This window comes from Crateriforma spongiae, assembly GCF_012290005.1.
Classification (GTDB): Bacteria; Planctomycetota; Planctomycetia; order Pirellulales; family Pirellulaceae; genus Crateriforma; species Crateriforma spongiae.
In genome coordinates this window covers 147386-170221 of sequence record NZ_JAAXMS010000009.1, presented here as the reverse complement: position 1 = coordinate 170221, position 22836 = coordinate 147386, and the positions used below count along the sequence as shown (strand labels likewise).

Here is a 22836-nt window from a genome sequence, read left to right as displayed (position 1 = left end):
GACGGGACATACTGCAGGCGTGACGAACCACGATGGATTGGTCGCCCCCGCCTGCACGGACCTGCCCCGCCCACCCGCCTTCCGCTCGCCAGCCTGTGCCCCATCACGATCTTCTTCCGTCTCGCCGACCGGCCGCCCTCGCGTTGGTTTGGTTGTGGATGATGCTGCCGACCGCCGGATCGGATCCGCCCTCAGTGGCCGGTCCGCCGCCGACGCAACCGATCAGCCAGACCCATTTTGTCGACGTGGTCCGCCCGCTGTTGGTGGAATTCTGTGGCGATTGTCATCATCCCGAGGATGCGGATGATCCGGTCGGCTTTCTGCGTTCGAAAACGGCGGCGCAGATTCAACACCAACGCGAAATTTGGTCCAGTGTCGCCCAGCAACTGAATCACCGCACGATGCCGCCGGCCGACGCGGATCAGCCCAGCGAATCCCAACGCCTACAACTGGCACGCTGGATCGAGGACCATCTGCGAACGACGGCTTGCACCGGAGAAGAATATGTCGGAAGTGTCCAGCCACGGCGTTTGAATCGCGACCAATACACTCACGCGATCAACGACCTGACGGGATTGGGTTTTGACTTTGTCGAAACTTTTCCAGCCGACGGCAGCGGTGGCGAGGGATTCGACAACAACGCCGAAACCTTGTTCCTGCCTCCGCTGTTGATGGAACGGTATCTTGAGGTTGCCGGCCAGGTCGCCGATCGATTGATCGTGACGCCGCCGCCATTGGTTCGCTGGTCCGAACAAACGCTGGTCGTGATGCCAACCGACCGGGATTGCGGATTGCTGATCCGATCACCGGAGGGATCGGGTGTGGCCCACGTCCAGGTCACCGTTGATGGCCGCGTCGCTGAAACCGTGAACTTGCAAAGTGAGGGTGGGCATCGGGTCGGTTGGATCTTACTTTCCTTGACTGCCGGCCCCCACCAAATTCGATTGGATACGGTTGGTCGGACCACCGGCGTCGATGAAACGGTGGAGTCGACGCCTGCGGCCGAAGGCTTGTTGGTGGGTTTGCCCCAACGGGACATCCGCGGCGGCCAAGAGGATGAACGTCAGCGTCGACAAAATTCCGACATCTATCGACGCTGGGCCATCGAGCACCAAGACGCACCGGATCAACAGTGTCGCGTCGCGTTGGATCGACTTGCGATCCAGACGGGTGGATCTGAGTTGAGAAAACGGTTGTCGGCAATGCGACGATTTTTGGGTCAGACGACCGAATCCGCGTTGTCGTTCGATCCGAAATGCAATCGGGAGCAAGCCCTGCAAGCGATTGATCGGTTCGCACGTCTTGCTTGGCGACGACCGCTGAGCGACGGGCAGCGTGATCGGTTGGCCACGTTGATCGATCGTGGCTTGGACCGCGGCGACGGCATCCTTCGGTCGATGAAGTTGCCTTTGATCGCCATATTGGTTTCGCCAAACTTTTTGTTTGTCGGCGAACGGTCGGTTGCACCGGAGCGAATCGTCGCGGTCAGTGATTTCGAATTGGCCTCTCGATTGTCGTTCTTTCTGTGGCACTCGTTGCCGGATGAAACGTTGTTGACGTTGGCTGAATCGGGCCAGCTTTCGCATCCGGACGAATTGCGACGCCAAGTGGACCGGATGATCGCCGATCCGCGCAGTGTTCGCTTTGCCGAATCGTTCGCCGGCCAGTGGTTGGGCACCGTTGCGGTCGGGAACACCAAAATTCCCGATACGAATTTTTTCAAACCCGCGTACAACCCCATGTTGGTGCGTTCGCTGCGAGCCCAGGTCGGTGCGTTGATGCACCACATGATGCGGAACGACCGCCCGATCATCGATTGGATCGATGCGGACTATGTGATCGTCAATGATGTGTTGGCCCGGCACTACCGCATCGGAGAGTTCGCCGACGATGAATCGACTCCGAAACCCGCCAATGGACGCTGGGGAGGCGAACACGATGACGTCGACTTGGGACCATTCTATCGGCTGGATTTATCATCCGATTCGCCCGACCGACGACGTGCCGGCGTCTTGGGTTTGGGGGCCGTCCACATGCTGACCAGCTATTCGCGACGAACCAGCCCGGTGTTGCGAGGCGGTTGGGTCTTGGAAACGCTTCTGGGGGCTCGCGTGCCCTCGCCGCCCCCCGATGCCGGGCAATTACCGGGCGGTGAAAAGGAACAAGACGGCAAAACGGTTCGTGAACGTCTGCAGCGACACCGACAGAACCCGACCTGTGCGGCCTGTCACGATTTGATCGATCCGATCGGATTCGCGATGGAGTGTTTTGATGTGTTGGGCCGTTATCGCGAAAGCGAGTCCCAGGGCGGTCAGGCGATCGACACGTCCGGACGCCTGCCCGACGGGACGACCTTTGAAGACGTCAACCAATTGCGGACGGTGTTGCGACAGCGACACGAATCGTTTGCCCGTGAATACGTGCGTCGTTTGCTCGGCTATGCCCTGGCCCGTAGCTTGGAAGACGCCGACAGTTGCACGATTGAATCGTTGGTCGATCAAGCGATTCAGCCGGAAACGACGACCGCGGACCTGATTCATGCGGTGGTGCAAAGTTTGCCGTTCCGGTTCCGCCAAGGGCCTGCCGGTACCGTCGAATCGGTGGAGCACTGATGCGAACTGGTGTTCGTTTCCGATTCCCAAGCACGCTGACTTCTATCTTCACTTACCAAAACCTGTCGACAAACCGGAATTCGTGATGGCATTCATTCGACGCAGCAATCCCGTTTCCCGCCGCCATCTTTTGCGCGGTGCGGGTGTTTCGGTCGGACTTCCCTGGCTGGGGGCGATGGCCGGATCGAATTCTGCTGCCGGACGTGAGGTCAACGGAAAGACGTTGGATCGGCCGCCGATGCGTTCGGCGTTCTTGTTCATGCCCAACGGGGTGAACCCGGCCAACTGGAACCCGGTCGCAACGCCCGACAGTGACCAGTTCGATTGGACCCCAATGTTGCGACCGCTTTCCGATGTCGGCGACGAATTGATCCTGTTGGAAAATTTTCATCATCCCGACTTGGCCGGCGGCAACGGGCACTGGCCCAAGGTCCCGGCGTTTTTGTCGGGCGGCCACGTATTGCGGACGTCCGGTCGCGACATGGACACCGGATGCACGTCGATCGACCAGTGGATGGCTCAGCGGATCGGGCACAAAACACCTTTGCCGACTTTGGAATTGGGAGTCGATTCGGCGTACACGGGTGTGGACAACGTGGGCGGCGGGTTCACTCGTATTTATGGATCGCATATCGCGTGGCGAGACCGGCACACACCGGTGCCCAACGAAATCGTTCCCCAGTTGGCATTCGATCGGTTGTTTCGCGGCGTCCGTTCGACACCGGTATCCGGATTGAACCCGCATCATCGGGCGGTTTGGGAATCGATGCACCGCGACGAAACGAGTGTTTTGGACGCGGTTCGCGAAGACGCTCGATCATTTTCCAAACGATTGGGGCGCGAAGACCGTGGCAAGCTGGACGAGTATTTGGAAAGCGTGCGCAGCGTGGAACGACGGATCGAATCTTCACGCAAGCCGAAGGCACGATGGATCAACGAAGGCGATCTGGGCATCCAGCGACCGGGACCGGGCATCCCCGACAGTCACGTGGAGCATGTTCGCTTGATGATGGACATCATGGTGTTGGCGTTTTGGACCGATACCACTCGGATCGCGACGTTCATGATGGGCAACGCCCAAACGGGGCGAAACTTCTCCTTCATCGACGGGGTCAAAGGGTCGTTCCACGGATTGTCGCATCATCGCAATGAAGAAAGCACACTGCGGCAGTACGAGGCGATCGGAACGTGGCACATCGGACAGGTCGCGTATTTGATTGACCGAATGCGAAACCTGAGCGAAGGCGACGGGACGTTGTTGGATCACTGTATGGTGATGTTCGGTTCGACGCTGCGGGACGGCAACAAACACGACACCGAGAATCTGCCACTGTTGTTCTTTGGCGGCGGATCGGCCGGCATCCGGCGTGGCCGTCGCCTGACCGCCGCGCAGCCGACTCCGTTGTGTAACCTGTTCCTGTCGATGGCCCAGAACATGGGAATCGACGAGCAACGTTTCAGCACCAGCACCGGGCCATTGGATTTGGCCTGATTCACAACACGTCGCACGGGATACCGGATATCGATGGCTCAACGATCCGCCAAAACTTCGCCGATCAGCGAAGATCTGTTCCGCTTTCTGGAGGAATTGCAACAGAACAACGATCGCGACTGGTTTGCGGAGAATAAGTCACGCTATGAGTCCGACGTTCGCCAACCGGCGTTGGAATTGATCCAGCAATTGGCGGTTCCGCTGCGACGAACCGCTCCCTTTTTACAAGCGATCGCCAAGAAGACGGGCGGATCGCTGATCCGTATCTATCGGGATACGCGTTTCAGCAAAGATAAAACGCCGTACAAAACCAACGTCGGCATTTCGCTGCGTCATGAAGCCGATCGCGATATTCACGCCCCTGGGATGTATTTGCATCTGGCCGCCGACGAATGCTTTTTTGCCGCCGGGTGTTGGCGACCGGAACGTTCGACGTTGGCCGCCATTCGCGCGGCAATCGACCGCGATCCCAAGGGCTGGATCAAAACGCGAGATCATAAGACGTTTCGCCGGTATTACGAACTGACCGGCGAATCATTGAAGACTTCTCCGCGCGACTATCCCAAAGATCATCCCCAGATCGAAGACTTGCGGCGGATCGATTTCATCGGTCTTGCACCACTGAGCCGCCAACAACTGCTTGCACCGGATGTGATTGCCACGCTAAGCGACCGAATGAAAGCCGCCCGACCGTTGATGCGGTTTCTGTGCGATGCAGTGGAAGTGCCGTACTGACGCGGGGGCCCCGCCGATGAATTGGTGGCGGACGGCTGTTGCTAGGCGGCTGCTTGTTGGTCACCGGCGATGGGCAATCGAATGATGAAGGCGGTGCCCACGCCGACGGTGCTTTCGACACGGATGCGACCGCCATGGCGGTCGATGATTTCTTTGCAAGCCGCCAGGCCCAACCCGGTCCCACCCTTGCCCGAATCATCGGGACCGGATTTGGTCGTAAAAAATGGTTCGAAGATCTTGGGCAACTTGTCCGCGGGGATCCCGGTTCCCGAATCACGCACCGTTAATTCGACACAGCGACCTTCCCCGCCGGGGGCGATGCGAACCAAGACCGTGCCGCCTTCGGGCATCGCTTGCCGCGCATTGATCAACAGGTTCAGCAAGACACGCTGGATCTGATTCCCGCTGGCCTGGGCACGGGGGGCGTTGTCGGCGAAATCAGTTTCCACGGCGATCCGATACTTTCGCATCTCTCGTTCCAACAACACGAGGGAACTTTCGACGATTTCCACCAGGTTAGTCGGTTCCAGCGAATCGCTTCGGTTCCGCGCCTGTGCCAGGATCGTCCCGGTGATTTTCGCGGCGCGTTCGGACGCTTCCAAGATTTTCGTCAGTGCTTTGGTGCGGCTGGCGGTGTCTTCGTTGCGCAGCCCCAGCTTGGCATAGTTGATGATCGTCATCAGCACATTGTTGAACTCATGCGTCGCCGTGCCGGTCAGCGCCCCCAACGCAGCCAACGCTTGGTTTTGGCGCAACTGTCCTTGCAAGAATTCCAGTTGTTGTTGCGTAGTGGCGGGTGAGGACGACGGCGATGGCGTGGTGGGCATAAGTCCAAGTGTCCGGATCGGCTGTGCGAGCGGTTGAAGGCGAAGTCGCTTTATCCGATCTATCGTCAACATCGTCAGACCTGCTATACCGCAGATGATCAGCGCGGCAAAGCTTGCCAAGTCCACGGACACCGTTTCAATTCCCTGTTTCGACCCCCGCGATGCCGCAAATTTTGCACTGATTCGGGGGTGTCTTCGTCGCCTTGGACGAAATCGCATGAAACCGACTCAAGATCACGTCGTCAGCCGACTGAAATGGCGCATTCAGGACGCGACACAGATGGGTTTTCATGTCCGCACCGAGCCATTGGACGGACGCGGTGCCGATTGGTGCCAACTGGGCCGGCGACGAATCCTGTTTCTGGACATGACCCAGACCGCGGCGGACCAGTTGGAGCAACTGGATCAGATCTTGGCCGAATTTCGGTCACCAACGGAGGAACCCAACGGCGACACGTCGGCTCATCCGGCGGTGTCCATGGCACGCGTGTCCGCAAAAGCCGCCTGAATGGGACAGCGAAACGCCGGCTGAATTCCGTCGTCCCGCCGCCACAATGACGCACCGGCCGGAATCGGTCACAATACCGGGCGACTGCTTGGTGTTATCGATCCTTGACGACTTGCTTGGCGGCAAGACCCCATGTTTTTTTCACGCATGAAACTCAGTTCCGTCGCCGGATTCACACGACGATTCGGCACGGGGCTGCACGCCGGCGCGAACATCGTTGATTTGTTGCGTGCCGAGGCCAAGCAGGGTTCGGCGCGGCAACGTGATGCATTGAACGATTTGGCCGACCAGGCATCTCAGGGCGAACAGTTGCACGCGGCGATGAAACGCAGCGGTCAGTTTTTTCCGCCGCTTTTACAGTCGATGACTCGCGTGGGGGAATCGACCGGTCGATTGGAACGGACAATGTTTTCGCTGGCCAGTCATTACGAGACTCAGCTGGCATTGCGTCGCGCGTTCATCGGCGCAATCACGTTGCCCGTTTTGCAATTGGTCGCGGGGCTGGGGGTGCTGAGTCTGTTGATTTGGATTCTGGGCGTCCTGACGCCGGCAACCGGCGGCCAGATGAGCGATGTACTGGGGCTGGGCTTACGCGGTCCCCGTGGCGTGCTGATTTTTTGGGGCTACATCTTGGCGATTTTGGCCATGATTTTTGGTGCACTCTGGGCGTTCAGCAGGAACGTTGCGGGAGTCCAGAATCTGATTCCACTGCTGTACATGATTCCGGGTCTGGGACCGTCATTGCAAACGATCACGTTGGCCCGTTTCAGTCGCACATTGGCGTTGTCGTTGGATGCCGGATTGGATCCGGTCCGGTCGATCCAGTTGGCTTTGGACAGTACTGACAGTGATTACTACCGGGCCGCGTCGGACCGAGTGGAACAGGCGATTCGCGGCGGCGCGACGTTGTCGGGAGCTTTGGAAGCGGCGTCCGTTTTTCCTGACGATTTCATCAGTCGTGTGGAGGTGGCCGAGCTGTCTGGAACGGACGCCGAATCCATCGACGGACTTGCCAACGAATACGATGAGCGTGCCAAGACGGCCATGCGGGCGATCGCCGGGCTGGCCAGCGGTTTGGTTTGGGCCACCATGATTTTGGTGCTGGTGTTTTTCGTCGTCCGCTTGCTGATGTCGGTCATGGGCATGTACAGACAAGCGTTGGAGCCGATCTGATTGGGCTGAACACCCGCCGATCCGTGGGTGGCCGGAATCGGCACCGTAACATTGGGTCGCGTTTGGGGCCGCACCCGAAACGGAACCGGCCGACTAAAATGGCACTCGACCAACGATTCGTGGGATCCAATGCATGCCGGTGGCCGTGACGCTCAGGCATGTTGAACGACTGGCATGCCGATCCACCCGATCCCCCGTCCCCCCCCGCCTTTGGAAGATGAAGATGTTTGATCGACGAGCCTTGTTGAAATCCGCCGCAGTTGCCGCGGCCGCCACGATGACGTCGCGTGTCGTTTCCGCTCAGCAGTCATCGCAGCCGAAGTTCAATTTGGGGTATGCACCGCACCCCGGGATGTTCAAGAACTTGGCCGGCAAAGACGTGATTGATCAGATCAAGTTTTGTGCCGACCAGGGATTCACCGCTTTTGAATACAACGGCTTGCCGGGTGAAACGCCCGAAATGCAAGAAAAGATCGGGAAGACGCTTTCCGATCTGAACATGCAAATGGGCGTCTTTGTCGCTTATGGAAGTTTCGACAAGCCGACGTTCGCACGCCCCGCCGATGACACCACCGCGGAAATTTTGTCCAAGATGAACGACGCGGTCACCATCGCCAAACGCGTCAATGCCAAATGGTGCACCGTCGTGCCCGGCAGCGTTGATCAACAGCATGGCGAACAAGAAAAATGGAATCGATACGGCGGCCCTCGTTTGGCCATGGGATATCAAACGGCCAACGTGATCGACACTCTGCGGCGCTGCGTCGACGTGGTCGAACCCCATGGCTTGGTCATGGTATTGGAACCGCTGAACTGGTACGCCAACCACGGCGGAACCTTCCTACAGAAAAGCGATCAAGCCTTTGCAATCTGTCGTGCGGTGAACAGCCCCTCGTGCAAGATCTTGTTCGATATTTATCACCAACAGATCACCGAAGGCAACCTGATCCCCAACATCGACGCTTGCTATAGCGAGATTGCCTACTTCCAGTCGGGTGACAATCCGGGACGAAAAGAACCCTACACCGGCGAGATCAATTACAAGGGCGTCTTCGAGCACTTGCACCAAAAGGGTTACAAGGGCGTGATCGGCATGGAACACGGCAACAGCCAACGTGGTGCCGATGGTGAACGCAAAGTGATCGAAGCCTATCGACAAGCGGATTCGTTTGCGTGATTGAATCTGACGAAGCTTTTCCCCACGGTATCTTCCGAATCGCTGCCGCCAGCCCACGAGTCACGGTGGCACAACCGTCGGCCAATGTCGACGCCATCGAATCGTTGATTCATTCGGTCGATGCCGATTTGATTCTGTTGCCCGAACTGGCGCTGACCGGATACACGTGTGGCGACCTGTTCGCGCAAGACGATCTTTTGCGGGCAACTGCCGACGGGCTTTCGCGTCTGATCGAATCCAGCAGTGGCAACCATCGCGTGATGGTGGTGGGGTTGCCGTGGCGGGTCGGCGGGTCGTTGATGAACGTGGCCGCGGTGATCCAGAACGGCCAGTTGGCGGGAATGGTTCCCAAATCATATTTGCCGACGTACCGGGAATTCTATGAGGGCCGACACTTTCGCCCGGCAGGCGATGCTGATCCGGATCATGTGTCGTGGGCGGGACGGTACATTCCCTTTGGCACTGATCTGTTATTTCAGATTCGTGACGCCGTGATCGGGATCGAAATCTGTGAGGACTTTTGGACTCCGGTGCCTCCGTCCAGTCATGCCGCGGTTGCCGGTGCGAATGTGTTGCTGAACCTTTCGGCCAGCAATGAAACGATCGGGAAAGCAACGTGGCGGCGAGATCTGGTGACCAGCCAATCAGGGCGATGCATTGCGGCGTATGCGTATGCGTCGTCGGGGCGATTGGAATCGACGTCCGACTTGGTCTTCGGCGGACACTGTCTGATTGCGGAAAACGGCACGGTTCTGACCGAGTCGCGCCGCATCGGTGACGGACGAGATCCGATGATTTTTGATGAAGCGACTGCGGTCGCCGACGTCGACCTGCAGCGATTGGCACATGATCGCCAGGTGATCGGTTCGTTCGATGACCTATTGCCTCAGTTGCCAAAGTCGTATCGCCGCATCACGTTGCCGACCTCGACGTTGACGAAGCGTACCGATTTGCTGCGTCGCGTGGATGCTCACCCCTTTGTCCCGGACGAATCCGCCGAACTGGACGCACGGTGTGCCGAGATCTTTGCCATTCAAACGGCCGGCCTGGCGAAACGTCTGTCGTGCATCGGCAACGACACGACGCTGTCGATTGGGGTCTCCGGTGGGCTGGACAGCACCTTGGCGTTGTTGGTCGCGGTGCGGGCGTGTCAGTCGACCGGGCGATCCCTGCAGACGATTTGTGGAATCACCATGCCAGGGTTTGGGACGACCACTCACACCAAAACCAGCGCCGATCGGTTGATCGACCTGACCGGGATTCGTGGTGAAACCATCGACATCCGCCCGCTTTGTTTGGACACGTTTCTGTCGCTCGGTCACCAGCCTTTGGGCATCGCGATTGATGACAACACCACGGTGCAGCAACTGCAAGACGAACTGATTGCGACACCGGACGACGCCACGGATTTGGTGTTCGAAAACGTCCAGGCTCGCGTGCGGACGATGCTGTTGATGAACCGAGGTTTCGTGCTGGGGACCGGTGATATGAGCGAACAGGCTCTCGGCTGGTCCACTTACAACGCCGATCACATGTCGATGTACAACGTCAATACATCGATCCCCAAAACCCTGGTTCGCTTTTTGGTCCGGTATGCGGCCGATCATTATTTCGAAGGTGAACTGCGGAAGGTGCTGCATCGGATCGCTGATACACCGATTTCCCCAGAATTGTTACCGCCGGCCGCGGATGGGACGATTCGGCAAAGTACCGAACAGTCCATCGGTGCGTACGAGCTGCACGATTTCTTCCTTTATCATTTCGTTCGTAACGGTTTCAGCCGGGAAAAGATCCTTCATTTAGCCGGTCACGCGCGGTTCGACCAAGACTATGCACCGGAGCATATCGCCACGGTGTTGGACACGTTCTTGCGGCGGTTCTTTGCCAACCAGTTCAAGCGGAATTGTGTTCCGGATGGTCCCAAGGTGGGCAGCGTCAGCTTGTCGCCACGGGGCGATTGGCGGATGCCAAGTGATGGCAATGGTGGTGACTTTCGCGATTCGTCGGCCGGCTAAGGGGCGTGGGCCGGGGCGAACGGATCATTCAACCCAGAAAGCGAACGCCAAGCGTTTCCGCCCATGCTTGGTCGAAAGTGCCCAGGCGTTCGGACACCGAACCGTCCAGCGTCGACAGCAGCATACCGGTGAAACGTTCGATCGAAGCTCGAAGGTGGGTCGCGGCAATGGCATCAATATGTGACTGTGCCGACGGTGTCTTGTTGTCGGTGAATCCCAACCGCGCCGCTGCCGACGCAGGGGGGCGAAAGTCTTCTTCACGCAGCGGATGGCACCAAGCATCGATGGCCACAGCGCTGGCCCCCAAGGCGATCAGTTTTGCGGCATCGTCCGCGGTGATTGGTCCGGGAACGATCCACAGCGGAAGCGTTGCCGAGTGTCGGTCATCAATGATCCGGCGAGTCTTTTGGATTAGTTTCGCCAGCTGAATGCCGGTCAGATGGAACCGGTCGGCACGAAGAATGATGCCATCGGGATCGGCGTCCAAGATGGCGGGCAATTCGTTGTCCAAATCGATCGGATTGATCGAAACCATCACGGCGGCCGATGGGCTGAGCGTACGGATCTGGACGATTTTGGATCCGAGATGCATCAAGTCGGCCACGTCCGGCGGGAATGATGCGGCTTCCACCCAACCGCCACCACTGATGGTTTCTTTGCCCGAATCCGATTCCCAGCGAGCAACCTGGGCAGGTGGGAAAGCGAATCGACCGGAAGGTTCACGGACCAATGTCAGTCGCAAATCGACGAACTGGGCGTCATCAAAATCGGTGCACTGAAATCCATAGCGTTCGGGCCGATAGGGAACCAAGCGTGGCATCGCTTCGTCATGCAGCGGCGAGGGATGATCGCCGCCGGCGACCTCGCTGCGAAGTGCGGCAACGCATACGCCCATTTGGGCAACCGCCGCCGCCAAGTGTCGCGAGACTTCCAGCGGATACAGGTACCAATCGGGCGCATACCAAAACAGCGGAAGCGGCATGTTGACGACGGACCCATCGGCCCGACGAATGCGTCGCGATGGGGATTGGTTCCGCAACGCATCCCAGGGCTGCGTCGTCGGAGGTGGCAACAGGTGAAGTGGATCCAAAAGCGCGGCGGTCATTCGTCTCTTTCTGTTTGATGTCTTTGGCCGGGACGGCTATCGCCAGTTCGGCACCACTTCGCCTTGCTGCGCTTGTTCCGCATGCAGTTTTGCATCGGGAACGATTCGACGAAACTCCGATGCATCGCCTCGTATGGACGCATTGATCAGCAACAGGCCTAATCGCAATTGCTCGCGTTTACGCAAGGGAGCTTCGGTCACGCCTTCGGCCAAGCTTTCGGCGGAACCACGGATGAAGATGGACACGTCGCTTTGCGCATTGCCGATCCAGCGGCCCGCATTACCGCCGATCACGATCGTGCCGCCCAAGGCGCCAATCCCGATGTGGTCCCCGGCATCACCACGGATGAAGATCTCGCCGCCACGCATGGCAGCACCGCAGCGGTCGCCAACGCTGCCGTAAATCGCCAGCGTTCCGCCACGCATCGCAGCGCCCGGGCCGACGCCCGCGTTGCCACGGATGCCGATCGTACCGCTGCGCATGCCTTCGCCCACTCCGTTTCCAACGCTTCCGGTCAAGCGAACCGTCGCCTGGGCATGATGGGCAAACGCAAAGTCACCAAGGTCGCCCTCGGCCTCAATTCGCACCGGATGATCCAAACGCATCATTGCGGCGTGTTGTCCCTTCACGCCGTCGACTTGAACCACAGGGAGATCTTCGCCGTCATCGGGAATCGGAATCGCTGCGATCGCATTGCGCAGTGATTCGTGGTCGTGTTCGGAAAGGTCGAATCGCATGGAGGGCTGGTTAATTGCATCCGGGGATTGCCGGTGATCGCGTGATCGATCAAGCGGGACCGTTGACCGGGCCTGACCGAAAACCGATGCCGTCAAACAATCGCATGGATGCCAGGACGGGTGGGATACAGAGTTGGCGGAACGCCTCAGTCTAATCGAATGTTCACCCGGACGTCTGGTTGCGATGTTTCGACACGATGCAGCGAACCACGGATTCCAGTTTCCCCGCCGCCTGGCGACCGGCCTGCAAGACTTCCTCGTGGCTGGCTGCTTGCGGTTGGTCCGGATTGGCGACGTTGCTGACCATCGACAGCGCCAGGACTCTCATCCCCATCGACGCTCCGGCGATGGTTTCGGGCACCGTACTCATGCCGGCCAAGTCCGCGCCGATGCGTCGCATCATGCGGTACTCCGCACGCGTTTCGTAGGTCGGTCCCGTCGTGGCCAAGTAAGTACCGCGTTGCATGGCGAAACCGTCGGCGACCGCGGCGTCCGAGGCCCACTGCATCAATTGGGGATCATAGATTTGCGGTTGGCGGTGAAGAACGCCGGAGATTGCAGTGCCGGTGCGGTTGGGTCCGCCATGGATCCAGTCGATGTGGCTGTCGATCAGGACGATGTCGCCGACGTTCAGCCGCGGATCAATCCCGCCGGCCGCATTGCTGACGATCAAAGTTTCCGCACCAAGTTGTGCCATCAACTGAATCGGAAAAACGATCGCGTCACGGCGATGACCTTCGTAGCGATGCAATCGTCCTGCCATCGCCACCACGGCAACGCCGTCGATGTGCCCAAGGATCAGTTGGCCGCGATGTCCGGCCGCGGTCGACGCGGCGAAGCCGGGTAAGGAATCGAAAGGGATCGTGGCGACGGCGTCGATCCGGTCCGCAACGCCGCCCAGTCCGCTTCCCAGCACCACAGCGACTTTGGGAACGAGGTCGCATTGCCGACGGACCAAGTCCACGGCGCGTTCAAGGACGCGGTCGGGCGACGCGGTCGAGTTCTGTTTGGCCATGGCGGTGTGTTGCGAAGGCAAAGGAACGAGATCGGTCGTGCGTCGGGTCGACGCGAAGCGACGGTGGTGCGTCAAACCGACGCAAAACGCGGTTGTCGGACGACGGATCGCTGGACGACCGGTGTCCGGTGCGATCAACATGGAACACTCCAGCGAACATTCGTCCCCCTTTCCGTCTTGGATCCGTACGAAACGACGAGGATCAACATGTCGATGATGAAACGTTTGACCCCATTTTGCCCGCTGGTGTTGTGCTTGGCCATGACATCGAATTCGGCAGGACAAGACACCAAGGCCGTGTCACTGTTTGACGGCAAAACCTTGGACGGCTGGACGGCGTACTTGTTCGATTCGCAAACCGATCCGGCGGACACCTGGAAGGTCGACGATGGCGTGATCGTGTGTACTGGCGATCCGATGGGCTATCTGCACACCGACAAATCTTACAAGGATTTTCGTTTGACACTGCAGTACCGTTGGCCCAAGGGTTCTGATGGTGGCAATAGCGGCTTGTTGCTTCGGATGTCGGGCGATCCGCCATCGTTTCTGACCAAGTGCACCGAAGTCCAACTGATGCACGGCCGTGCCGGCGACGTGTGGGGCTTTTATGGTTTCCACGTTGACGGCGATCCCCAGCGACTGAAGAAGGTCACCGGGCACGAAGACCTGGGTGACTTCCAGGGGCTAAGCCATCTTGAGAATGCCGAGAAGCCGGTGGGCCAATGGAACAGACTGACCGTGCGGTTGAAAGACGGAAAGATGGTGGTCCGCATGAACGGCAAGAAGATCAACGTGGTCGACGACGTGGAAGACGTTGCCGGAACTATCGGGTTACAAGCCGAGGGCGCGGAGATTCATTTCCGCGGGATTGAACTGACCCCACTGGCGGGTTGATGCCCTTCGGTGCCAGCAATCAGGCCAAGCGGGTCTGGCCGGCTTCGGCGACAACGCCTCGCACGATTGATCGCAGTTTTGGTTCCGCTTGGTTGGCCGTTTCGATGATTTCTTCGACGTTGGCCGGCTTCAACGCATCGGGCAAACACATGTCGGTGATGACGCTAAGTCCCAGTACCTTCAAACCACTGTGGACGGCCACAATCGTTTCCGGCACGGTGCTCATTCCGACAACATCAGCCCCGATCAGACGCAAAAAGCGATATTCGGCACGGGTTTCCAGGTTGGGGCCGGCCACGGCAACGAAGACGCCCTTGTGCGGATAGATGCCATCACCGCGTGCGACCTGCATCGCTTTGTCGATCCATTGTTGGTCATACGGTTCGCACATATCGGGGAATCGGGGACCCAGTCGGTCGTCGTTGACGCCGATCAGTGGGTTGTCGCCCATCAGGTTGATCTGATCTTCGATCACCATGATATCGCCATTGTTGTATTGCGGATTCAGACCGCCACAGGCGTTGCTGACGACCAACAGTTCGGCCCCCAGGGCCTTGAAGACACGCACCGGCAATGTGATCTGCTTCAGCGCGTAGCCCTCGTACATATGAAAACGGCCCTCCATGGCCAACACGGGAACGCCGCCCAGCGTGCCGCAGACCAATCGGCCCGCGTGGCTGGTCGCCGTTGAACGGGGAAAGTGCGGAATGTCCTCGTAGGCGATGGTTGCCTGGACATCGATGTCGCCGACCAGACCGCCCAACCCGGTCCCCAGGATGATGCCGACCCGTGGTGTGGCGTCAAAATGCTGACGGATGACTTGGCAGGCGTCTTGGATCTTGTCGTACAGGTCAAGCATGGCCGGAAACTGGCATCAAGGGAATTGATCGAAAAGCAGGTGCCGCAAATGCGAATGCCGCAGATCGCATGGCACGCGCGGAAAACATAGCCGATATCGACGCCGACGTGGACGTGGGGCAGATCATTGTTGCGGGCCTGTGCGGAATCCAAAATTCAGGGGCCTGGGACGAAAACTGCAGACGTCACGCTGCGGCTACGCGTTTTGATGGGATTCGCTACGATTCAAACGGCACGCGACGCAACGCCGGCCGGCTTTTCCAAACCGCTTCATCTCATCACGACGGAAACGTTGATGCCCAAGAACGACACCAAAGCCAACACGCCTGATCCGAAGGTCTTTGAGAAACTGTCCGCGTTTTACCTGGGGCGTCATTACGACTTGCAGCAGGGCGAAATGTTGGACGACCTGTTGATGTACGACTCCAAAGACCTGTGCACGCATGCGATGTGCGTCGGGATGACGGGCAGCGGCAAGACGGGGTTGTGCTTGTCACTGTTGGAAGAGGCCGCGATCGATGGCATCCCGGCGATCTGTGTCGATCCCAAAGGAGATTTGGCGAACTTGCTGTTAACGTTTCCCGATCTGAGGCCGGAGGATTTCAAGCCTTGGTTGGAAGCGGGTGAAGCCACCCGGCAAGGAAAAACGCTGGATGAATTGGCCGAATCCACCGCGACGACGTGGCATGACGGGCTGGCGTCGTGGGGACAAGACGGCCAGCGAATCCGACGGCTGAAGGAAGCGGTCGATGTTGCGATTTACACACCCGGCAGCAACATCGGTTTGCCCATGACGGTGTTACGCAGTTTTGATGCGCCGACACCCGAAGAATTAAAAGACGGCGAAGCGGTGGCCGAACGAATCACCGGCGCCGTCAGCGGCTTGCTGACGTTGATCGGGATTGATGCCGATCCGATGGTGTCACCCGAGCACATTTTGGTTTCGTCGATCCTTCAGCACGAATGGTCCGAGGGAAAGAGCGTCGCGGTCGCGCAACTGATTCGCTTGATCCAATCGCCACCGATCAGCCGGGTTGGTGTGTTGGACCTTGAATCGTTCATGCCCGCGACCGAACGCGCCAAGTTGGCCATGCGATTGAACAACTTGCTGGCGTCCCCCGCGTTCGCGTCATGGTTGGAAGGCGAATCGCTGTCGATCCAAGATCTGTACTTCACCGCCGAAGGCAAACCGCGTTTGACGATTCTTTCGATTGCTCATTTGAATGAGAACGAACGAATGTTTTTCGTCACCATTTTGCTGAACGAATTGTTGGCTTGGACGCGACGGCAATCGGGCACCAGTTCATTGCGGGCGATGTTTTATATGGACGAAGTGGCGGGGTACTTTCCGCCGGTCGCCAACCCACCTTCCAAACCGCCGATGTTGACGCTGTTGAAACAGGCCCGTGCGTTTGGTGTGGGAATCACACTGGCCACGCAAAACCCGGTCGACCTGGATTACAAAGGCCTGTCCAACATCGGGACCTGGTTCCTGGGACGCCTGCAAACCGAACGCGACAAGGCACGTGTCTTGGAGGGTTTGGAAGGGGCCGCATCCCAATCGGGCCAAGCTTTTGATCGAGGCCAAATGGAACAGACGCTGGCCGGTTTGGGCAAACGTGTCTTCCTGATGAACAACGTTCATGATGGGTTCCCATCGGTCTTCCAAACACGATGGGCCATGTCATTTCTGGCCGGACCGCTGGCCAGAAATCAAATCAGCCGATTGATGCAGGATCGCAAACAGGCGATGGCGGACGCCCAAACGGATGCGGGCGATGAAGATGATGCCGGTCAATCCGATCAACCGCGACCCGTTGTGCCGGCGGGCATCGAAGAGTGTTTTCTGGTGCCCCAAGTGCGATCCACCAAAGGTTGTAAGCTGATTTATCGTCCGGCATTGTTGGTCGAAGGATCCATGCGGTTTTCGAAATCCAGCTTGGACCTGGAACACTGGCGTGACATTTGCCACTTGGAACGATGTGACCACGGGTTCCCCGATCCGCTGTGGGAAACAAGTGCCCCGCTGCATCGCGATATCGAACGAAGTGATGAACCGGAGCCGGGCTTTGTTTTCAAAGACTTGCCGAACGAATTGATCAGCAAAGGTAAGTATCGGACCTATCGATCGCAGTTCAAAGATTACATGTACCGTCACTGCACCTTCACGTTGTATCGGTCCGTGTTGCTGGACGAAGAAGCCAAGGATTCCAAGAATCGTGGCGAGGCGATGGCCTATTTCCGTCAACGCTATCGCGAGGAAAAGGACCGCTTGGAAGAAAAACTGCGTGACAAGATCCAGTCCAAGGTTCGTTCGCTGGAAGACAAACTGCACAAAGCACAGGAACGTGTCGATCGCGAAGCGGCGCAGAGTTCGTCGTCGATGATTTCGGCCGGCGCAACACTGGTTCAGGGCGTCTTGGGAGCATTCTTGGGCGGTCGCCGAACCGGGATGTCGACCGTCGCCCGCAGCGCGGCCTATGCCAATCGCCAGCGTTTGGACGTCAAGCAGGCCGAACAAGCCATGGACCGCCTGCGCGATGATATTTCAGCGTTGGAAGACGAACTGGGCCGCGAAATCGATCGGCTGAACGAAACCTATGATCCCGAGCGGATCGAGATCGACACCACGGAAATTCCGCCTCGCAAAGGTGACCTGAAAGCGGAGACACCGGTCATCGCTTGGGTGCCCTGGCAGGTGGACACCGACGGGATTGCCACACCGTTGGTTCCATGGGAGCCATCGTTGGAATCGTGATCGGCCAAGGCCCTATTCCGCCAACGCTGACACCACGGAATCAGCGGTCAGCGGCTGGCCACAGGTGAAGTCTTCACAGACATAGAGCGTCGGTTGGCCGTCGACACAGGACTTTTGATCGGCCAGCGCCACGTTGTCCGCATCGCCCAGATGCCAAGCCAGTGTGGTGTGGCTGCGATGCTTGGCAAACAGTTTGCCGCGCCAAGCCGGGACATCTGACTTGGACGGGACCGCCAGAACCATTTGGCGGTTGCCGCGATGGAAGCGATCCAGCCCGATCACCAACGACGCGGCCGCCGCCGATTGGCTTTGCAGGATTTCCGCCGCGGTGTTGAGCGTTCGCTGGGCGTATTGTCGATATCGGTCATTGCCGGTCAGGTCGGCCAGCGTCAGCAATACGTTGACCGCGGCGCCGTTGCCGCTGACCAGACTGCCGTCGTGCCAGTCTTTGTTTCGGGTGATCAAAGTTTCGGAATCATCCGCGGTGTAATAGAAACCGCCCTCGGTATCGTCCCAGAAATGTTCGATCATGCTGTCGACAAGCTGGTTTGCTGTGTCGATCCAAGTTTTATCGGCAGTGACCTGGTACAGCGTGACGAACGCCGATGCGGTCAACGCATAATCGTCCACGTAGGCGTCCAAGTGCGCGGTTCCCGACCGAAACGCGTGCAGCAAACGACCATCATCACGCCGCATCCGTGAACACAAGAACTGCCCTGCTTTGGTCGCGACGTCGATCCATTCTTGGCTGTCGAACACGGCGCCGGCGACGGCAAACGCGTCGATGGCAAGCGCGTTCCAGGCGGTGATGATTTTGTCGTCGCGGCCCGGTCGCACACGTTTTTGACGGGCCTGTCGCAAAGCTTCGCGATCGGCGGCCAATTGCGTTTCCAAGACTTGGGGGGGCAAGTCCCAGGCGTTGGGATCCGTCGCGTGCAGACGGTTGGGGATCGAAGTACCTTCGAAGTTTCCGGCATCGGTGATGTCATAGATTTGGCAAAAACGATCGCTGCGTTCTTTGCCCAGCACCGCCGTCACTTCGCCGGGTTTCCAGACGTAAAATTTGCCTTCAACGCCTTCGCTATCGGCGTCTTCGCTGCAGTGCAGACCGCCGGACGGGTCGACCATGTCGCGTGCCATGTACCGCAGCGTGGCGTCCGCGACGGCGGCGAAGTGGCCGCTGCCGGTGACTTGGAAACCACGTGTGTATGCGGTCGCCAGCAGTGCGTTGTCGTACAGCATCTTTTCGAAGTGCGGCACCAGCCATTTGCTGTCGACGCTGTACCTGGCAAAACCACCACCGATGTGATCAAAGATGCCACCGGCGGCCATTTTATTCAGCGTCAATTCGCAGGCACCGCGATAATCGACGTTCGGTTTGACGGCGACTTGTGACAACAGCAACAACAAGTCGGTCGCATGAGGGAACTTGGGCGCGCCGCCAAAACCGCCGTCGTTGCGGTCCAGGACCCGGACCAACTGGTCGCAGGCTTGTCGGACGATACGGCGTGCCAGTTCGACGTCTTCGGCGGGCTGGTCGACCGAATCACCGGTGCCCTTGGCCAGTTGCGTCAATGCCGCGGTGATTTGATCCGCATGATGCACCACTTCATCGCGACGGTCCTGCCATGCCGCTGCGATGGCATCCAGAACTTGCGCGAAACCGGGCATCCCGGCACGCTGTGTCGGCGGCCAATACGTCCCGGCATAAAACGGACGCCGATCGTGATCCAGGAACACACTCATCGGCCAACCCCCACGGCCGCTCATCACCTGGACCGCGTTCATGTAAATCTGGTCGACGTCGGGGCGTTCTTCGCGGTCGACTTTGACGCTGATGAAGTAGTTGTTCAGAAACTCCGCGATCGCTTCGTTTTCGAAGCTCTCGTGTTCCATCACATGGCACCAGTGGCAGGCCGCGTAACCGACAGACAGAAAGATCGGTCGGTCCAGTTTCTTGGCCAACTGAAATGCTTCTTCGCACCAGGGAAACCAGTCGACCGGGTTGTCTTGGTGTTGCAGCAGATAGGGACTTAACGATTCGGCAAGTCGATTCGGCATGGTGTCCACGATGGGTGGCGGAATGGATGCGGGATCATGACACGCCGGCGCGACGCGCCCCCCGAAGCGGTTCGTCACGGTCGCGGCCGGGGGCGATTGGGGCACGAATCCGAAGAAGAATCAGACGTCCAGATTGCGGACGTCAAGCGCGTGCTTTTCGATAAATTCGCGACGCGGTTCGACCTTGTCACCCATCAACAACCGGAACATTTCGTCGGCCGCGCCGGCGTCGGTCAAGTTGACTTTGATCAGCGTTCGGTTTTCGGGATCCAAGGTCGTTTCGCGAAGTTCTTCGGCGTTCATTTCACCCAAGCCTTTGAAACGAGTCAGCTGTAGACCCTTTTCACCGGCGCTGCGGATCTCAGGCAACAGAGCGCGGAGATCGTCCAGAGGTCGGCGAACGTCGTCGCCACGCAGTAGTTCGAATCGCGGTGCGGTGGTTCCGGTGCGGTCGACCGGGATCAAGTCATCCAACCCGAAGCCGACAGGTTGCAGATCTTTCAATCCGCTGTTGATCGTGCGAACTTCGTGAATCTCTTCCAAGTGGGCCAGGTTCACGATCTCGGTGACTTCCTTTTGAGCGTCTTCGCCGTTTGCTTCGGCTTCGTCGGCTTCATTTTCCTCGACGTCCAGCACCAGATTGTTTGCGCTCAAGAATGCATCGACGTCTTCTTGGGAACCGAACCAGTGTTCGTCGTTGCCGGCGGTCAACAGGAATGTCGGCAGCTTTCCGGTCACCGGGTCCAGGCGAACGGCATGATTCTTAAGACTGGTGCCACGTCGTTCCAAGGCAACGATGGCATCCTCCATGGACGCCAGCGTGGTGGCCAGCGACCGCATCGTGTCGCCTTCGGCGCGGCGTCCGTCTTCGGATTCCAGTATCGAATCGGACAAACCGCGTTCCAGCAATCGTGTCCGCATTTCTTCATCGGTTTGGACGTAGTATCGATTGCGTCCCTGCTGCACGCGGTACAGCGGAGGTTGAGCGACGAACACGTGGCCGCCGGCGACCAAGTGATACATCTGGCGGTAAAAGAAGCACAACAACAGCGTCCGAATGTGGCTGCCGTCCACGTCGGCGTCCGTCATGATGACGACTTTGTTGTACCGCCGCTTGCTGATGTCTTGATCGGCTCCGATGCCGGTGCCGATGGCCTGGATCATCGACTGGACTTCTTCGTTGGCCAAGACCTTGTCTTCGCGCGATTTGTACGCGTTGATGATCTTTCCACGCAGCGGCAGGATGGCCTGGTATTCACGCATCCGTCCGCCTTCGGCCGATCCGCCGGCCGAATCACCTTCGACCAGGTAGATTTCGCACTCCTCCATCTTCTTGCTGATGCAGTCGCGAAGTTTTCCGGGCAAACCACCGCCGCCCAAAGCGTCTTTCCGTTTGCGAAGCAAGTCCTTGGCTTTTCGGGCCGCCTCGCGTGCCTCCGCTGCCAACAGGCCTTTGCGGACGATCGTCTTGGCGACGCGGGGGTTTTCTTCCAAGTACTTGGTCAGCTGTTCGCCAACGCCGCCGGCGATGATGCCGTCGACTTCGCCGTTGCCCAGCTTGGTTTTGGTTTGCCCTTCGAATTGCGGGTGCGGCACACGCACGCTGATCACTGTGGTCAGACCTTCGCGAAAATCGTCGCCGGTGGGCGTCGTGTTCTTGAACAGATTTTCTTTCTTGCCGTAATTGTTCAACGTCCGCGTCAGCGCGGTACGAAAACCTGAGACGTGCGTGCCGCCTTCGATCGTGTGAATGTTATTGACGTACGACTGGACGTTTTCAGTGAACTCGGTGCTGTACTGCATCGCGATTTCGTATTCGACCCCGTCGCGATTGCCGGTAAAGACGATCACGTCGCTGTGCAGGACGTCGCTGGCGCGATTGAGGTGTTCGACGAATTCGATGATGCCGCGTTCGTACAGAAAATCACCGCCTTCGCCGTTGCGTTCATCATGGAATTTGATGTGAACGCCACTGTTCAGGAATGCGAGTTCCTGCAGCCGTTTGGCCAGCGTGTCAAAGTTGTACTTGGTGGTGCTGAAGATTTGACCGTCGGGCTTGAACGTGGTCTTGGTGCCGGATTTCTTAGTGGCACGTCCCTTCTGGATCGGGCCGGTGGGGACGCCGCGTTCGTATTCCTGAGTCCACGTCGAACCGTCACGGCTGACTTCGACTTCGGCCCACTGGGACAGGAAATTGACGACCGTCACGCCCACGCCGTGCAGGCCGCCGGAGGTTTGATAGGCACCTTTTTCGAATTTGCCGCCGAATTTCAAGACGGTCATCACGCCCTCGAGCGTGCTGACCTCGCGGTCCAATTCTTCGGACAACTGGTCGTGACGAGTCACCGGAATACCGCGGCCGTCGTCTTCGACCGTGACGCTGCCGTCGGTATGGACGGTGACCGAGACGGTTTTGGCGAAGCCCGCCATCGCTTCATCGATCGAGTTATCCACGACCTCGTACACCAAGTGGTGCAGCCCGCGCCCGGTCGTGTCCCCGATGTACATCCCCGGCCGCTCGCGGACGTGTTCCAAGTCCGAAAGGTGCTGGAGGTCCTTGTCGGTGTATTCCGAATTGGCTGCCGGAGCCGCCGCGGCCGGTTGGCCGGCCGGTTGCTGGGCAGATTCCTGGGAATCGGGCGACTGAGGATCAGTGGGCTGTGGATCGGTTGACTGAGGATCGCTCATGAACGTCTGCGTTGAGGACCGAATCGGGGGCGGCGTGGGGACGCCGAAGAAGCCGCAATTCTAGCGGTTTGCAGCCCTTTTGACGATGCCGCCGGGGCGTCGGTGGGGTCCGGCCCCGGGGCGGGTGTTTCCGCAGTCTACGTCACCCGAAAACAGTCACCAAAGACATGAAAGGCCCGC

16 protein-coding genes are annotated in these 22836 nt (G+C 58.7%); 9 read left to right on the top strand and 7 right to left on the bottom strand.

From position 1 onward, the window contains the following. The first annotated feature begins 158 nt into the window (after window positions 1-158). The 3 genes from HFP54_RS21575 to HFP54_RS21565 all read left to right on the top strand — a co-directional run bounded on the left by HFP54_RS21575 (window position 159) and on the right by HFP54_RS21565 (window position 4839). Window positions 159-2612 (top strand): DUF1592 domain-containing protein, encoded by a 2454-nt coding sequence (locus tag HFP54_RS21575; RefSeq protein WP_168566747.1) that lies wholly within the window; start codon window positions 159-161, stop codon window positions 2610-2612. 85 nt (window positions 2613-2697) lie between these two features. Then, window positions 2698-4104 (top strand): DUF1552 domain-containing protein, encoded by a 1407-nt coding sequence (locus HFP54_RS21570; protein ID WP_168566746.1) that lies wholly within the window; start codon window positions 2698-2700, stop codon window positions 4102-4104. Between the two features lie 33 nt (window positions 4105-4137). Continuing rightward, window positions 4138-4839, top strand: coding sequence for a DUF2461 domain-containing protein (locus tag HFP54_RS21565; protein ID WP_146415988.1), 702 nt, complete (start codon window positions 4138-4140; stop codon window positions 4837-4839). Window positions 4840-4880: 41 nt separating this feature from the next. Here HFP54_RS21565 and HFP54_RS21560 read toward each other — a convergent pair whose 3' ends face one another. Further along, window positions 4881-5666: a sensor histidine kinase gene (locus tag HFP54_RS21560; protein ID WP_168566745.1), complete on the bottom strand. Its 786-nt coding sequence runs from the start codon at window positions 5664-5666 to the stop codon at window positions 4881-4883. A gap of 217 nt (window positions 5667-5883) precedes the next feature. On the opposite strand from HFP54_RS21560, the gene HFP54_RS21555 reads away from it, so the two are divergent. The 4 genes from HFP54_RS21555 (at window position 5884) to HFP54_RS21540 (ending at window position 10539) form a co-directional block, all read left to right on the top strand. Beyond that, the gene (locus tag HFP54_RS21555; protein ID WP_146415986.1) at window positions 5884-6174 is read left to right on the top strand and encodes a hypothetical protein; all 291 of its coding nucleotides are present in this window, start codon (window positions 5884-5886) and stop codon (window positions 6172-6174) included. A 147-nt stretch (window positions 6175-6321) separates the two neighbouring features. Beyond that, window positions 6322-7347, top strand: coding sequence for a type II secretion system F family protein (locus tag HFP54_RS21550; protein WP_168566744.1), 1026 nt, complete (start codon window positions 6322-6324; stop codon window positions 7345-7347). Between the two features lie 223 nt (window positions 7348-7570). Next, a complete protein-coding gene (locus HFP54_RS21545) occupies window positions 7571-8524 on the top strand; it encodes a hydroxypyruvate isomerase family protein (RefSeq protein WP_168566743.1) in 954 nt (317 codons plus the stop codon). Continuing rightward, window positions 8524-10539, top strand: coding sequence for an NAD(+) synthase (locus tag HFP54_RS21540; protein WP_390658048.1), 2016 nt, complete (start codon window positions 8524-8526; stop codon window positions 10537-10539). The genes HFP54_RS21545 and HFP54_RS21540 overlap by 1 nt, the downstream gene beginning before the upstream one ends. A 28-nt stretch (window positions 10540-10567) precedes the next feature. Here HFP54_RS21540 and HFP54_RS21535 read toward each other — a convergent pair whose 3' ends face one another. The 3 genes from HFP54_RS21535 to HFP54_RS21525 all read right to left on the bottom strand — a co-directional run bounded on the left by HFP54_RS21535 (window position 10568) and on the right by HFP54_RS21525 (window position 13538). Next, window positions 10568-11644 (bottom strand): hypothetical protein, encoded by a 1077-nt coding sequence (locus tag HFP54_RS21535; RefSeq protein ID WP_168566741.1) that lies wholly within the window; start codon window positions 11642-11644, stop codon window positions 10568-10570. Window positions 11645-11680: 36 nt separating this feature from the next. After that, on the bottom strand, window positions 11681-12382 hold the full coding sequence (locus HFP54_RS25820; RefSeq protein WP_235952158.1) for a hypothetical protein: 702 nt from the start codon (window positions 12380-12382) through the stop codon (window positions 11681-11683). Window positions 12383-12545: 163 nt separating this feature from the next. Next, on the bottom strand, window positions 12546-13538 hold the full coding sequence (locus HFP54_RS21525) for a purine-nucleoside phosphorylase (RefSeq protein ID WP_168566740.1): 993 nt from the start codon (window positions 13536-13538) through the stop codon (window positions 12546-12548). Window positions 13539-13604: 66 nt separating this feature from the next. Here HFP54_RS21525 and HFP54_RS21520 point away from each other — a divergent pair, with 66 nt between their 5' ends. After that, window positions 13605-14291 (top strand): 3-keto-disaccharide hydrolase, encoded by a 687-nt coding sequence (locus tag HFP54_RS21520; protein ID WP_146415979.1) that lies wholly within the window; start codon window positions 13605-13607, stop codon window positions 14289-14291. 19 nt (window positions 14292-14310) lie between these two features. Here HFP54_RS21520 and HFP54_RS21515 read toward each other — a convergent pair whose 3' ends face one another. Beyond that, entirely contained in the window at window positions 14311-15150 is an 840-nt protein-coding gene (locus HFP54_RS21515) for a purine-nucleoside phosphorylase (protein ID WP_146415978.1), read from the bottom strand. 294 nt (window positions 15151-15444) lie between these two features. Between HFP54_RS21515 and HFP54_RS21510 the strand changes: the two genes are divergently transcribed. Continuing rightward, complete coding sequence (locus tag HFP54_RS21510; protein ID WP_168566739.1) at window positions 15445-17907, top strand: ATP-binding protein; 2463 nt, start codon at window positions 15445-15447, stop codon at window positions 17905-17907. A 12-nt stretch (window positions 17908-17919) separates the two neighbouring features. Here the strand turns inward: HFP54_RS21510 and HFP54_RS21505 are convergent, their stop codons facing one another. Then, entirely contained in the window at window positions 17920-19968 is a 2049-nt protein-coding gene (locus HFP54_RS21505) for a thioredoxin domain-containing protein (protein ID WP_168566738.1), read from the bottom strand. Between the two features lie 120 nt (window positions 19969-20088). Then, window positions 20089-22656 (bottom strand): DNA gyrase subunit B, encoded by a 2568-nt coding sequence (locus tag HFP54_RS21500; RefSeq protein ID WP_146415975.1) that lies wholly within the window; start codon window positions 22654-22656, stop codon window positions 20089-20091. Window positions 22657-22836: the final 180 nt, after the last annotated feature.

Bases quoted from the DNA above. Each gene is read 5' to 3' on its own strand.
- HFP54_RS21575 (WP_168566747.1), top strand. From the start codon at position 159: ATGATGCTGCCGACCGCCGGATCGGATCCGCCCTCAGTGGCCGGTCCG.
- HFP54_RS21570 (WP_168566746.1), top strand. From the start codon at position 2,698: ATGGCATTCATTCGACGCAGCAATCCCGTTTCCCGCCGCCATCTTTTG.
- HFP54_RS21565 (WP_146415988.1), top strand. From the start codon at position 4,138: ATGGCTCAACGATCCGCCAAAACTTCGCCGATCAGCGAAGATCTGTTC.
- HFP54_RS21560 (WP_168566745.1), bottom strand. From the start codon at position 5,666: ATGCCCACCACGCCATCGCCGTCGTCCTCACCCGCCACTACGCAACAA.
- HFP54_RS21555 (WP_146415986.1), top strand. From the start codon at position 5,884: ATGAAACCGACTCAAGATCACGTCGTCAGCCGACTGAAATGGCGCATT.
- HFP54_RS21550 (WP_168566744.1), top strand. From the start codon at position 6,322: ATGAAACTCAGTTCCGTCGCCGGATTCACACGACGATTCGGCACGGGG.
- HFP54_RS21545 (WP_168566743.1), top strand. From the start codon at position 7,571: ATGTTTGATCGACGAGCCTTGTTGAAATCCGCCGCAGTTGCCGCGGCC.
- HFP54_RS21535 (WP_168566741.1), bottom strand. From the start codon at position 11,644: ATGACCGCCGCGCTTTTGGATCCACTTCACCTGTTGCCACCTCCGACG.
- HFP54_RS25820 (WP_235952158.1), bottom strand. From the start codon at position 12,382: ATGCGATTCGACCTTTCCGAACACGACCACGAATCACTGCGCAATGCG.
- HFP54_RS21525 (WP_168566740.1), bottom strand. From the start codon at position 13,538: ATGTTGATCGCACCGGACACCGGTCGTCCAGCGATCCGTCGTCCGACA.
- HFP54_RS21520 (WP_146415979.1), top strand. From the start codon at position 13,605: ATGTCGATGATGAAACGTTTGACCCCATTTTGCCCGCTGGTGTTGTGC.
- HFP54_RS21515 (WP_146415978.1), bottom strand. From the start codon at position 15,150: ATGCTTGACCTGTACGACAAGATCCAAGACGCCTGCCAAGTCATCCGT.
- HFP54_RS21510 (WP_168566739.1), top strand. From the start codon at position 15,445: ATGCCCAAGAACGACACCAAAGCCAACACGCCTGATCCGAAGGTCTTT.
- HFP54_RS21505 (WP_168566738.1), bottom strand. From the start codon at position 19,968: ATGCCGAATCGACTTGCCGAATCGTTAAGTCCCTATCTGCTGCAACAC.
- HFP54_RS21500 (WP_146415975.1), bottom strand. From the start codon at position 22,656: ATGAGCGATCCTCAGTCAACCGATCCACAGCCCACTGATCCTCAGTCG.